Annotated in this window: 11 protein-coding genes; 9 read left to right on the forward strand and 2 right to left on the reverse strand. The window is 45.9% G+C overall.

Annotated elements, in window-relative coordinates; translation table 11 throughout:
• Positions 1-147 precede the first annotated feature (147 nt).
• Genes AM231_RS20615 through AM231_RS20635 form a run of 5 tightly spaced genes read left to right on the forward strand, consistent with a single transcriptional unit; the run spans position 148 to position 4,055 of the window.
• Complete coding sequence (locus AM231_RS20615; protein WP_054404308.1) at positions 148-1,212, forward strand: helical backbone metal receptor; 1,065 nt, start codon at positions 148-150, stop codon at positions 1,210-1,212.
• A 14-nt stretch (positions 1,213-1,226) separates the two neighbouring features.
• A complete protein-coding gene (locus AM231_RS20620; RefSeq protein WP_054404309.1) occupies positions 1,227-2,222 on the forward strand; it encodes a FecCD family ABC transporter permease in 996 nt (331 codons plus the stop codon).
• 1 nt (position 2,223) lies between these two features.
• Positions 2,224-2,997, forward strand: a complete 774-nt coding sequence (locus tag AM231_RS20625; protein ID WP_054404310.1) for an ABC transporter ATP-binding protein — start codon at positions 2,224-2,226, stop codon at positions 2,995-2,997.
• Positions 2,998-3,019: 22 nt separating this feature from the next.
• Positions 3,020-3,541, forward strand: a complete 522-nt coding sequence (locus AM231_RS20630) for a HugZ family pyridoxamine 5'-phosphate oxidase (RefSeq protein ID WP_054404311.1) — start codon at positions 3,020-3,022, stop codon at positions 3,539-3,541.
• Between the two features lie 34 nt (positions 3,542-3,575).
• Positions 3,576-4,055, forward strand: a complete 480-nt coding sequence (locus AM231_RS20635; protein ID WP_054404312.1) for a DinB family protein — start codon at positions 3,576-3,578, stop codon at positions 4,053-4,055.
• Positions 4,056-4,238: 183 nt separating this feature from the next.
• Here the strand turns inward: AM231_RS20635 and AM231_RS28390 are convergent, their stop codons facing one another.
• Complete coding sequence (locus AM231_RS28390; RefSeq protein ID WP_082341762.1) at positions 4,239-4,364, reverse strand: MerR family transcriptional regulator; 126 nt, start codon at positions 4,362-4,364, stop codon at positions 4,239-4,241.
• 580 nt (positions 4,365-4,944) lie between these two features.
• On the opposite strand from AM231_RS28390, the gene AM231_RS20640 reads away from it, so the two are divergent.
• Positions 4,945-8,721, forward strand: coding sequence for a glycosyl hydrolase family 18 protein (locus AM231_RS20640; protein ID WP_054404313.1), 3,777 nt, complete (start codon positions 4,945-4,947; stop codon positions 8,719-8,721).
• Between the two features lie 133 nt (positions 8,722-8,854).
• On the opposite strand, the gene cls is transcribed toward AM231_RS20640, so the two are convergent.
• The gene (gene cls / locus AM231_RS20645; protein ID WP_054404314.1) at positions 8,855-10,303 is read right to left on the reverse strand and encodes a cardiolipin synthase; all 1,449 of its coding nucleotides are present in this window, start codon (positions 10,301-10,303) and stop codon (positions 8,855-8,857) included.
• Between the two features lie 222 nt (positions 10,304-10,525).
• On the opposite strand from cls, the gene AM231_RS20650 reads away from it, so the two are divergent.
• The 3 genes from AM231_RS20650 to AM231_RS20660 all read left to right on the forward strand — a co-directional run bounded on the left by AM231_RS20650 (position 10,526) and on the right by AM231_RS20660 (position 13,399).
• Positions 10,526-11,605 carry an AI-2E family transporter gene (locus AM231_RS20650; protein ID WP_054404315.1) on the forward strand — a complete coding sequence of 360 codons (1,080 nt, stop codon included), beginning with the start codon at positions 10,526-10,528 and terminating at the stop codon, positions 11,603-11,605.
• A gap of 238 nt (positions 11,606-11,843) precedes the next feature.
• Positions 11,844-12,791, forward strand: coding sequence for a ring-cleaving dioxygenase (locus AM231_RS20655; RefSeq protein ID WP_054404316.1), 948 nt, complete (start codon positions 11,844-11,846; stop codon positions 12,789-12,791).
• Complete coding sequence (locus tag AM231_RS20660) at positions 12,788-13,399, forward strand: flavin reductase family protein (protein ID WP_054404317.1); 612 nt, start codon at positions 12,788-12,790, stop codon at positions 13,397-13,399. The genes AM231_RS20655 and AM231_RS20660 overlap by 4 nt, the downstream gene beginning before the upstream one ends.
• The last annotated feature ends 38 nt before the right edge of the window (positions 13,400-13,437 follow it).

Consider the following 13,437-nt stretch of genomic DNA (forward strand, 5'->3'; position numbering starts at 1 on the left):
TGTACTTGAAAATCTTAGAACAACAAGGCGTGGTGTGTGTTCTCAAAGGGTTTTATTTCAAATTTTAGTATTGATAATGATTATCATTCTATGTATAATGATAATCATTATCAATTACACACTACAAATTAATGGGAGGATTTCGTAATGCGCATAGGTTCATGGAAGTTATACATATTTATCATTAGCTTGATTTTGCTTGTAGCCTGTGGAAATACAGAACCAGCAGGAAGTGAGGCAGCTGCGACGAATCAGCAGGTGGTTTCTGGGGATGATGGGGCAGATAACACGGTGGAAGCTGGAAAAGAAACTGACAATCAGGATTCTTCGACGGACAGCACGGTTGATAACAAGGAACCGTCGGGTGAACAAGTTGCAGTTGATGAAGCAAAAGTAAGCGAATTGTTGGCGCAATTCGGTGGAAAAACCCCGGAAACGGCGGTAACACTCTCGGTGGCCATTACGGAATTGTATAACGCGCTGGGCCTTGAGCTGGCAGGCGTTCCTTCCACGCAGAGCCAGCTTCCGGCGGCATATGATGATGTTGAACGGATCGGATCTTCTCATCAGCCGGATTTGGAGAAGATTGCAGCACTGCAGCCGGACACCATTCTCTCGCCTGCATCCATCAAGGAAAGCATCGACAAAATGTTTAAGCCATCCGGACTTCCGGCAGCTTATCTGCCTGTTGACTCGCTGGATGAACTGAAGGCATCAACTGCGACGCTTGGGCGCTTGTATGGCAAAGAAGACAAGGCACAGGAAGTGCTTCAAGCCTTTGCGAAGGAAGAGGCGCAGATCCTGACCGCGGTTGAAGGTAAAACGGCCCCGAAGGTTATGTTCCTGTTCGGTTCAACGGAATATCTGATGCTCATGAATGAAAATACGTTTGCAGGCAGCTTAGCGAAGAATTTGGGTGCTTCCAATGTAGTCGCTGACACCCTGAAATCTTCTGAAACGTATGTCCCATTCAATATGGAAAGTGTAGTTGAAGCCAATCCGGATGTTATTCTGCTAGTTGCCCATGGTGACGCCGATGCGGTAGCAAAGAAGTTTGAGGAAGATGTGAAGAAGAACGGAGCATGGGAGAAACTGCAAGCCTTCAAGAATGGAAAAATGCAACCGCTCGATTATAACCTGTTCGGTGTGGCTTCATTGACCAAGGCTCCCGAGGCATACAAAGCACTGTCCTCCATTCTGTACAGTGAATAAGGAGGCGTTTCAGTTTGGTTAAAGCAAAGCAAAAAAGGAAGCTGCTGCTGGTGATCATCGCTTTTGTCCTCTTGGTCATTGCGGTCATGATGTCAATGGGCATCGGGAGCGTCCGACTAACTCCGACTCAGACCTGGCAGACGCTGATCGGGCGGGGAGATGATTATTGGAACACGATTCTGTGGGACATCCGGATTCCGCGAGTCCTGCTGGCGTTGATCATCGGTGCTAATTTGGCTGCTTCCGGTGCATTGCTTCAGGCTGTCATGCAGAATCCGCTGGCTGATCCAGGCCTTACCGGAGTCTCAAGCGGGGCAGCCGTCACGGTACTGTTTATCATGCTGGTTATGCCGCAGTTTTCCGCCTTAATTCCATTAGGAGCTATTGTTGGCGGAGCCATTGCAGCGATTATGGTCTATACCTGGGCCTGGAGCAGACAGCGGGGAATGACGCCGGTGCGGATTATTTTGTCAGGGGTAGCTGTTAATGCAGTATTTGGCGGTGTAATCGGATTATTGTCGATTCTGTACAGTGATAAATTGCCAGCGGCCCTGCAATGGATGAACGGCAGTCTTTCGGGAAAAGGCATGGGGGATGTCTATGCGATCCTGCCGTATTCCGCCGCAGGCTGGCTGATGGCTATTCTATGCATCCGTCAAGCCAACATGCTTCGCTTGGGTGAACAGGCTGCACATCATCTGGGACAAAATGTGAACCAAGTCCGGATTTTGCTGTCTTTTGTGGCAGTGTTTCTGGCTTCGGTTTCAGTATCCAAGGTCGGTCTCGTTGGTTTTGTAGGATTGATCGTCCCGCATATGTCCCGAATACTCATTGGGTCGGACTATAAATACAGCATCCCGTTCAGCCTCGTGCTGGGAGCCAGCGTATTAATAGTCGCCGATACAATCGGAAGGTCCGCATTCAGTCCGCTGGAAATTCCAGCGGGTATTATTATGGCCATGGTGGGCGGCCCGTATTTCCTGTATCTCATGCGTAAAGGGGGAGCTTGATATGCTGAAGCTTGAATCCATGAGTATCCGGTATGAGGACAAATCCGTTGTTCGTGATTTTTCATTTGAGGTGCTGCCGGGTGAGGTGGTGTCCATCATCGGTCCGAATGGTTCGGGTAAATCCACCATTTTAAAAGGAATAACAGGACTTATCCCTTGTGAGAGCGGGCAGGTGTTCATCGGTGAGGAGGAGCTGCGGAGCTTAAGCATCCGCGATGTATCCAGGCTGCTGAGCATGCTGTCCCAAGCCAATTCCAGTCCAACGGACATGACGGTTGAGGAGCTGGTGACTTTTGGCCGCATGCCGCACAAGAAGTGGTATAAGCAGCTTAATGATGAGGATTATCGGATTATGGAATGGGCACTGCAGCTGACGGGTATGGATCGTTACCGGGAGCGGCTGGTTTATTCTCTCTCGGGAGGAGAGGCTCAGAAGGCCTGGCTGGCAATGGCTCTTGCCCAATGTCCCAAAATATTACTACTGGATGAACCGACAACCTATCTGGATATTGCTCATCAGTTGGATGTGCTGGAGCTTGTTAAGACATTGAATCGTGAGCTGCAGCTCACGGTGGTTATGGTGCTCCATGATCTCAATCATGCCAGCATGTATAGTGATAAAGTATGCGTCGTTAAACAAGGGAATGTAAGAGCATACGGGTCGCCGCAGGAAGTACTCACCCGGGAATTGATCCGGGAAGTTTACGGAGTAGAAACCGATATCGAAATCAAGAATAACAGCAATCCGCGGATACATGTACTTCATAAAATATAAATTTATACCGGGAGGCGTAAAGATGAAAGTGATGGATACGGAGACGAGCAGGGAAAAATATATGGAGTTTGCAGGGGGCATGAAAACACTGGTATTGAGTACGACGGATGAGAACGGAAGGCCGTTTATATCCTATGCACCTTTTGTGAAAATGGGAGGAAAGTTCTATATTTACATAAGCCGCATTGCGAATCATTATCGCCATTTGGAAGAGCGTTCTGCAGTGGATGTGATGCTGATTGCGGATGAAGCCGAAAGCGCGAATCTATTTGCGCGGGAGCGTGCCCGTTTTACCTGTGAGGCTAGGAACATCGGGGAGGAGGGAAATGAAGAAATTTTTGATCAATTTAAGCAAGTCTTCTCTCCTCAATTGATTACTATGCTGCGGAGCTTGGATTTCTCATTATTTGAGCTGGTGCCCTCGGAGGGACGGTATGTGGTGGGATTTGGTCAGGCATATGATATTGATCTGTCAGCAGATCAGTTCCAGCATGTTGCGCGTGAGGGGCACAGTTCATCGGACACGAAGAATGAGGCCCAGTAGTAATACACTGTAATACGAGAGGAGTTTATTCAGCATGTCAACCTTTGGAACGATACTGCCGGTATGGAATGCGATCCAGCAACGATTTCATGATATGGTAAAAGGCTTGCAGGAGGATGATTTGCAGCTGCAGCTGGCAAATGATTCAGCAACTGTAGGTTATATGCTCCGCCATAATGCGGAAGTGGAATACATGTTTGCGTTCTGGTTCTTTGGACTTCCTATGCCGGAGGAGCTGAAGGTACTAACCAGTCGGGGCTCGGCTGGCAGCCCAGCTGTTTTTACTAACCTGAACGAGTTGATTCAGCTGCTAGATGCTTCGAATGCTCACCTGATCGAGGGAATGTCCGGGCTTCCGGAAGAGAAATGGCATGAAACGATGAAGTGCCCGATCGGCCCTTCAACTCCCTTGGAAGCGGTGGGCCGTTTGATGTATCATACAGGGATTCATTCTGGACAGATTTCCTTCCTACGAAAGTACGGAGTGGTTTCCCAGAAGGAATGGGTTCAATAGAAGAAGGCTGGCTGGCGGTCAATAAAAAACAAACACACCCCTAAAGTAGACATGGAATACAACCTTGTTGTAGACCGCTGATTACTGTTAGGGGTGCTTTTTTGTGTGCTGTATGTATAAAGCCATATAACGATTAATTAACAGTCCTCGTAACACCATACATTAATCTGGTTGCCATAAGGATCATAGGTATGGAACATGACCATTCTCATGTCGTTCGGCCGGGATTAGAATGCCTTTGGATTCATAGAAGCGGAGGGCACTAGGAACCATGCCTGTGCGTTCCGCAAATTGCGCGATGGTCATCATTGGTGGTCACCTACTATATTTTCATGAATAAATAGACCTCTTCTAGTATGTAATTGTTTCTGTTGTCCTATATCATAATACAATACCTGCTGTTACATGGGGCGGAAGTCATGTATATGGATATTCATAAACATTTATCATGAGTGTTGCTAGAGATAATGAGTCAAACTAATATAGTAGATATTTGTCTGTAAAAAATACGAAATTATAAGATTTTACCCCATTTTTATCAAAATTTATCCCTTCTCAATCGATAGTGTAGGTTTCATGATACAAATATATGAATATTTATTGAACATCTTCCATGTTGAATTTTGCTGAAGGGAGGCTGTAGAGGGGATTTCGGACAAGCTGCTGCATGGCAACTAATGTAAAAAGGGGGGTAAGCTGAATCATACATAACTGATCATAAAAGAAATGGTAACCGCTTTCAAGATGAGGTTGGATATCGAGCGATATGCGAAACTAGGCAAGTCATCTGAGACATGACCTGATGACACCCAGGAACAGACATTCATTATGATGCTGTATCTTTTGCAGCCGAAATTATTCGACAGAGGTGAAAACGGTGACAACATTTATGACGAAGAAACACCCGAAATGGGTATTATGGTTATTAACGCTTGCACTCATTATCACGCCACTGGTTGGCGCACCTGCTTCTTATGCAGCAGAAAGCACTCCTTCTACAGATATTTCCACAGAAATTCCTACAGAAGTCCCTACAGATATTTCTACAGTTAACCCCGATATTAAACCTCAGACGGTGACGAGTTCGACGTATAAATCCTTGACCAGTGCCCAGGATCCGCTGGCACCGCAGAATCTCCGGGTTGAAAGCGTTTCCCACAATATGGTGAAATTTATATGGGATTTCAGAGACAACCCAGATAATAATAATATACAGGTATGGAATGCAGATACAGATAAGGATTATACATGGGGAAATTATTGGACCCGAGCTGTTTCAGGATTAAAACCAGAAACAACCTACAGAATATATATTACTTGGAATGAAGATGTAAAAAAGGAGCATAAAAGCAATGTAATAGAGTTCACCACAACCAAAGACGAGTCTGAATACAAAAATGCGCCGTTAACACCTCCAAGCTTCCTAAAAATACAAGAGGTCACAGAAGATTCGGTTACGCTGAATTGGGGTTCGAGCCCTGGTGCCGAAGCTTATGATATTTATGTTAATGGAGCATGGAAAGGCGGCGTTTGGGACAGTTCTGTAACCACGACTACTTACGGACCTCTAAACGTGGGAGAGACATATACATTTAAAGTAGGTGCCCAAAGAAGCGTAGATGGAGCTTTGGAAACATCAGCTAACAGTAATGCCGTTTCCATAAAGTGGGGAGAGTTGGCTCAGCCTAAAGGACTGCAGAAAGTCACGTCTACACGGTCTACAGTTTCGCTGGGTTGGGCTCCGGTTCCGGGGGCCACAAGTTATGATATCTATCAGGATGGAGTAAAGATTGGTACCAGCAACGAGAATCGGTTTGTCGCTTCGGCACTTGAAGAAGGCAAGAGATACTCTTATACGGTGGTAGGTTACAATAGTCTATGGACTTCGCCTGAAAGTGAGTCCGTGTCGGTTGTGCCGGGCAGCAATTATAATAATGTAACTTATTATACGTCCTGGTCGGCTAGTACCACAGATCGTAATCTTCATCCTGGTGACTTGGATGTATCTCAGTTAACTCATATTAACTATGCCTTTGCCGATGTGTGTTGGAAAAAATACGGAAGCGTCTCAAGAGCCTGTGAAGATCCTAATATTCCTGCTCAAGACCGATATGTACATGATGGAGAAATCTTAGTCGGAGATCCGACATTTGATTTCCAAAATTTCAAAGCTTTTGAATCCGTCAAGGCATCTAACCCACATTTGAAACTCATGGTTTCAGTAGGCGGGTGGTCATGGTCTGGTAATTTCTCTAACATAGCCATGACGGAAGAGACACGCCGTGCTTTTGCTAACTCTGCTGTGAGTTTCCTGCGAAATTATAATTTCGACGGTCTGGACGTGGATTGGGAGTATCCTGTAGAGAATGGTAAGCCGGAAAATTCCAGATCGCCTAAGGATAAAGAAAATTTCACATTATTAATGAAAGCCGTCCGTGAGGCATTGGATGCTGCCGGGTCCGAGGATGGGAAGTATTACTTGCTGTCCATTGCTTCTTGGCAGGCAGACCAATTTACCGTGAATGCAGACATTCCGAACTCTATACAATATCTCGATTTTGTCAATATTATGACCTATGACTACAGTGGAAGCTCAGATACACTAGGTCATCATAACTCACCATTATTTTATGATAAAAACCTTACGACATCTTCTGCTCCAAGAAATCATGTGCTAGGTGGCTTGTTAGGTCATTTGAATGGTGGAGTGCCAACACATAAGTTGAACGTTGGGGTTCCTTACTATGGTAAGGGCTGGGATGATTGCTTGCCAACAGGACAATATCAAGCTTGTTCAGGTGGAACTTCATTAAAGACTTGGGAATCTGGAGTCTTCGATTTCAGCGATCTAGAGAATAACTATATCGACAAAAACGGGTATAAGAGATACTGGAATGAGGCTGCCAAGGTTCCATATCTCTACAATGATCAGAACAAAGTATTCATCACATACAATGACGCGAACACCATGAAGTACACGGCTTCCATCGTGAAGTCACTAGATATCGCTGGCGTCATGAGCTGGGATATCAGCGGTGACCGCAATCTGACCTTGACGACTCAGCTTGTTCATGATCTGCCGATCGACGGTAAAGTCAATACATCGGCACTCGGGGCTCCAGCAAATCTCTCATTAGTAAGCGTTGGCTCCAGCTCTCTCAAGGTAAAATGGGATGCTGTAGAAGGTGCAACCGATTACGAAGTGTATGTGAATAATGCACTGGCAGGTTCGCCTAAAGATAACAGTTATACTATTAATGGCCTTAATTCTTCAACTAATTACAAAATTCATGTGCTCGCTGTAGATAGAGCGGGGGATGAGATCCATCGTGTTTCCAGTGCTTCCAATGTACTGAGCGCAGCGACTTCGGGCGTAAGACCCGGTGGGACAGATGGTGAATCAGGAGGGTCTAACGGGTCAGGAGGATCCGGAGGCTCGGGAGGTTCTGGAGGGTCTGGTTCACCAACGCCTCCTGAACCACAGCCACCAAAAGCCAAAAATCAGCTGGATGTGAAAGTGGATCTTAAAGGCGATAAGGCAGTAGTTAGTGTACCTGCTACTGCAGCTGTTAATAACATTAATCAATCGGATTTTACCAACTTCCAAATCCATGCAGGCGCAAATACGAAGCAGGCAGAAGTTGAGATCCCGCAGGAAATCATAGCAGCTCTTGCGAAAAAAGATGCCGAGGCCAGTCTGTCCATTCTCGTGAATGGTACCGAATATCGGATTCCGGCTTCGCTCATCAAGGATTCCGGTAACGTAAAAGTCTCGATTGTTGCTCCAGGAGAAGCTGACGCAGCAAGTGTGACGTCCTTGTTGAAAGGGAAAGAAGCATTGACTAGTCCGTTATTGTTCAAGCTTGAACAAGTAAACGCTGATAAAACGACCACCGAACTGAAGCATTTCGGCGAGTCTTATGTTAGCGAATTCGTGACGGTTGATGCGAAGAAGATAAATACGAAACGTGCTTTCGGAGTGGTTTATATACCTGGTACGAATGATCTTCGTTCCGTCCCAACCTTGTTTAAAGTTAATGGGGATGGTACGGTAACCGTCGAAATCAAGAAAACGGGAAGCGGTATTTATGCACTTGTTCAGCAAGATATCCAGTTTAAGGATGCGATCCCGTCATGGGCAAGGGAGGATGTAGCGCAAGCTGCGGCCAAACTGCTTGTATCGGGAGATAACGCCAATATCTTCGGCGGGAATAAACATATTACCCGTGCCGAAATCATCTCCATCGTGGTTAAGGGATTGGGCATTCTTCCAGACGACAGTTACGCTAATTTCAAGGATGTAGATGCAAAATCCCAGTATGCCAGAGAGATCGCAGCTGCGAAAGCGGCGGGTCTGGTTAAGGGCAGATCAGGGGATACATTTGATCCTAACACCTTAATTACGCGTGAGGAATTGGCCACGATTCTGAGTAATGCGCTGGAATATGCAGGCAAGAAGAATGAGGCGAATCAGGGCGTGTTAAACAAATTTAAAGACAACGCCTCAGTATCGTCTTATGCGAAGTCGGCTGTAGCCTTCGTCGTGGAGCAGAAGATTTTGCAGGGCGTTTCAGCTACCAAGCTGGACCCACAATCCAATGTGACCAAGGCCCAAACGGTTGTCACTGTGATGAGATTGCTGCGGGCAGCGGGGTTATCGAACTAACAATTAATCTAGATTTATAATAAAAAGGATGTCTCACAGGCGTTTGATACTGCCTGTAGACATCCTTTTTTCATACCGTAATTCAACAGTCATGACTGAGCCTCATTATCATGTGGACACAAGCGGACTTGTCCTACAGAATAGGGGACAGCAAACGTGAAATGGACTCCTTGAATTTGATCCACCGCGAACGTTCTAAGTACTGCTTCATTGTAAGCTGACTGGATACCTTGAGGTCCTGATGGAAGATATGGGTTAACTGTTTCGCTAAACCTTCGTCGTACAGGAATGCATTCACTTCGAAATTCAGTTTGAAGCTTCGAACATCGATATTTGCCGTCCCGACTGAAGCGATCATCTCATCGATGATGATAGTTTTGGCATGAATGAAACCATTATTGTAGAGATACACGTTAGCCCCAATACTCAGCATATCTCCGATATTGGATAAGGTCGCCCAGTAGACAAAGGGATGGTCAGGTTTATCTGGTATCATCAGATGAACCTCTACGCCGGACAGCGCAGCGATACGGAGCGCATCCAGCAGGCTGGCATCCGGAATAAAGTAAGGTGTCTGAATATGGATCGACTTCTTAGCGGATGAGATCATTTTGATATAGCCATTCTTAATATGCTCATACCTGGAATCCGGACCACTGGTCACAATCTGAATGCCGACATTGCCCGGTGAATTGATCTTGGGAAACAGATTCGACTCATAAGAGATATCATTATGGTGCGAAGCCTGATTCCAGTCCAGAATGAAGCGAACCTGCATCGCATAGACCGCTTCACCCTGGATGCGCAGATGCGTGTCGCGCCAATATCCGAATTTGGAGTTGAGCCCCAGATACTCATCCCCTACGTTAAAGCCACCGACATACCCGATATCGCCATCAATGATGACAAGTTTACGGTGATTGCGGTAATTTAGACGCAGATTTATGAAACGCAGCTTGGACGGGAAGAAGGCTTCGGCCTCTCCGCCGGCTTCGCGAAATGCTTTGAAAAAACCTTTGGTCAATTGACGCGAGCCGAGCTCGTCATAGAGAAGCCGGACCTTCACGCCTTCTTTTGCTTTTTTGGTTAACAGGGATATCAGCTTCTTGCCAAGCAAATCACGTCGAATGATATAGTATTGAATATGTATGTAGACTTTGGCTTCCTCAATATCCTGAAACAATCGCTCAAATTTCTCGCGTCCATCTGTAAAGATTTCTACATGGTTGTCATCTGTGAGGATTGCCTGATTCTCATTAATATGCATATGGATCAAATCGCTGTTATCCGCTGCTGCCTGGTTGCTAAACGGGTATTCCCCGCGGTTCATCCCTTCCATTTGGGAGAGCAGCACCTTCTCAATGCCGGTCTTCTGCAGATCATCCCAGTGAAAAAGACGGATTCTTCTTAAATTCTGCGCGAACAACAGGTACAGGGCAAAGCCCAGGATCGGGATAAAAGACAGCACCAGCAGCCAGGCCCAAGTAGATCCGGCATCTCGTCGTTCTCTAAAAACCACGAACATGGAGAACACGATATTCAATACGATGATCAGACCAAGAATGATGGATGTAACATGCATGTTTATAATATCCTCCTAATGAAATCCTTGCCTTTCAATCCTTCATATTATACGTGAGGCGTTGTGAGAAGTATATATCCTCGGGATATTGAAGCCGAATGTCTTCTTTAACATCGACACCAGCTGACAAGATTGCAGGATGCTAGGACAGAAGGCTCAATTTGAATCGGAACTCGTTGTCATGATACTATGGTGAGAAAAATAGGAGAAGGGGCATGCTTTTTGTATAAAATGAATAAGTTCTTCAAATTATGTCTTGCCGTGATCCTCGTGCTGATCATCATTTATTTAGGATCATTGGTAGACTTTATATTCAGACCGGTACTATCATTCTTCTCCATCATCCTCGTCCCGTTAATGTTGTCGGGATTCTTCTACTATCTGCTAAGACCTCTGGTTGATCTTCTCGAAAAACGGAAGCTAAATCGCTCGCTGGCCATCCTGCTGATTTATGTCGTTTTTGCAGGCATCCTGACCGGATTTATTATTGGGGTGTGGCCCTCTCTCCAACATCAGATCGTTGCCCTGGTGCAGAATGCTCCCACACTGTTTGCCAAGCTTGGCGATCAGCTTCAGGAGTGGGAGAATAACGGCGTTTTCCAGGGGATATTTCCTGAGGACTCCAATCCGCTTACACAGATATCCGATTATTTAAACCAAGGCTTCACGTTCTTGACGAATTATATTAAGAATCTGTTTTCCTTTGTCTCGAACTTTGCTATTGTCTTGTTCACATTCCCAATCCTGCTGTATTACATGCTGAAGGAAGGCGGAAAATTTGGGGATATGATCGTGAGTTTTTTACCAAACCGGTTCAAGGAAGTGGGAGCCTCGGTATTGGATGAGATCAACAATGCGCTCAAAGGATTTATCGTTGGACGGGTCCTGGTTAATTTGGCTCTCGGTGTTTTGATGTATATCGGATTTTTGATTATTGGTCTGCCTTATGCATTGCTGCTGACGGTTGTGGCAGTTATTGCGAATTTCATACCATTTATCGGTGCCATTCTGTCTTCGATCCCAATTGTTATCATCGGATTTATCCAGTCCCCCGGAACGGCGATCTGGTCCCTGGTTGTCATTCTGGCAGCCCAGCAAATTCAGGATAACTTAATTGGTCCCTATATATTTGGTAAACAGCTGGCGATTCATCCCATTACGATTATCATCCTCGTGTTGGTCGGACAGGATCTCGGTGGAATTATCGGAATCCTGCTGATTGTACCTGTTTATATGATCGTTAAGATTGTGGTTACGAGAGTATATCAGCTGTTCTTTAAGGAAAAATGGCAAAAAGCATAGATGCATAAATCGACATGTGGCTGCAGCTGCATACTTATGCCGTTAAGAGCGCAAACCGTTCTTGCCGGCATTTTTATATGCCTGGAAGTAGAAAGAAGCACTTGACAATAATTTGAAGGATATATAATCTTAAATTAAAGATATTAAATTTAAAGATTGTATAGACTAATCATATTATACGAAACGGGATCATCAATGAAACATCGGTTAGGGCATAAAATGACAGGAGGCGATAACAATGGCATTACAAACGGCAGGCATTCATCATATTACCGCATATGCGCAGAACCCACAGAAGAATGTTGATTTTTATACGGGTGTGCTTGGACTCAGATTAGTGAAGAAGACGGTGAACTTCGATGCTCCTGAGGTTTATCATTTGTACTACGGGGATGAAGAGGGTGGCCCGGGGACCATTATCACCTTCTTTCCGTCTACTGCTTCACGAAGAGGAATACGTGGAGGAGGGCAGGTTGGGTATACATCCTTTGTCGTTCCTACGGGTGCTCTTTCTTATTGGGAAGAGCGTTTACGGAGTTTCGGCGTTCCTGTCATGAAAGCATTTCGATTTAACGAACATTATCTCCAGTTCTCCGATCGCGATGGACTTTCACTGGAGCTGGTTGAGAGGGAAGACGGACCGAAGAGTAGTTGGTCTGTGGACGATCTGACGCCCGAAACAGCAATTAAAGGGATCGGCGGTGCGGTCTTGTTCAGCAGCCATTGGAAGGAAACGAAGAAAGCGCTGGAGGAGGTAATGGGGTTAACCTTCATCGGAGAGGACGTTAACTATGCCCGGTTCCAGTCAATGGGACCTTTCGGCAACGTGATAGATCTGCCAATGCGGGATATCCCTAGAGGCTCGGGAGGTGCCGGCACGACCCATCATATTGCATGGCGTGCCCAACATGAAGATGAGCTTGTTACCTGGCGAGAGTGGGTGACATCCCATGGTTTTATGCCGACAGATATTAAGAACCGCAATTATTTCAGATCGTTATATTTCAGGGAACGCGGGGGCATATTGTTTGAGATTGCAACCGATCCGCCCGGATTTGCGGTGGATGAAGATCTGGACTCACTAGGGGAACAATTGAAACTTCCTGCTTGGTTTGAACCGGAGCGTACCCGAATCGAAGAAAATTTGATGCCTATACAAGTCAAGGAGAGAGGGAATCCAAAGTGATATCCATTGACCCGAATACCCAAAGTGAACGGGACATATACAAGCTGTTGATCGGGAGTGTTGTTCCGCGACCGATCGCTTTTGTAACTACATTATCAGAGGAGGGTGTGCTGAATGCGGCGCCGTTCAGTTATTTTTCCATTCTCTCCAGCAATCCGCCCTTGCTGTCCGTATCCGTTCAGCGGAAGCAGGGCACGGCCAAAGATACAGCGAGAAATGCCATGCAAAGCGGCGAGCTTGTCATCCATATTGTGGACGAAGATATTGTTCATGCTGTGAATGAAACAGCTGCAAACCTGCCTCCGCACGAAAGTGAGCTTGTCCTAACACATTTAACCCCGACTGCTAGCGAGGTAGTAAACGTACCTGGTATTCTGGAATGCAAGATTCGTATGGAATGCATGCTGGACCAAGTTGTAAGTTTGAATGGCACGGATCAGATGCCCGCAGCCGATTTGTTAATTGCCCGTGTTGTCCGGTTCCATGTTGCGGAGGAGCTATACGAACATGGGCGGATTAACGCCGCCAAGTTAAAGCCTGTGAGCCGTATGGCAGGGAATATCTATTCTTCATTGGGAGAGATGTTTACGATCGAGCGGCCTGTATAATATAACGGATAGGCTTTGGTCCATGAAACAAAGAAACA

This window comes from Paenibacillus solani, from assembly GCF_001277345.1.
GTDB classification, from domain to species: Bacteria; Bacillota; Bacilli; order Paenibacillales; family Paenibacillaceae; genus Paenibacillus_AQ; species Paenibacillus_AQ solani.

Coding starts and splice junctions, on each gene's coding strand:
- AM231_RS20615 (WP_054404308.1), top strand. CDS start 148: ATGCGCATAGGTTCATGGAAGTTATACATATTTATCATTAGCTTGATT.
- AM231_RS28390 (WP_082341762.1), bottom strand. CDS start 4,364: ATGATGACCATCGCGCAATTTGCGGAACGCACAGGCATGGTTCCTAGT.
- cls (WP_054404314.1), bottom strand. CDS start 10,303: ATGCATGTTACATCCATCATTCTTGGTCTGATCATCGTATTGAATATC.
- AM231_RS20655 (WP_054404316.1), top strand. CDS start 11,844: ATGGCATTACAAACGGCAGGCATTCATCATATTACCGCATATGCGCAG.
- AM231_RS20625 (WP_054404310.1), top strand. CDS start 2,224: ATGCTGAAGCTTGAATCCATGAGTATCCGGTATGAGGACAAATCCGTT.
- AM231_RS20630 (WP_054404311.1), top strand. CDS start 3,020: ATGAAAGTGATGGATACGGAGACGAGCAGGGAAAAATATATGGAGTTT.
- AM231_RS20635 (WP_054404312.1), top strand. CDS start 3,576: ATGTCAACCTTTGGAACGATACTGCCGGTATGGAATGCGATCCAGCAA.
- AM231_RS20640 (WP_054404313.1), top strand. CDS start 4,945: ATGACGAAGAAACACCCGAAATGGGTATTATGGTTATTAACGCTTGCA.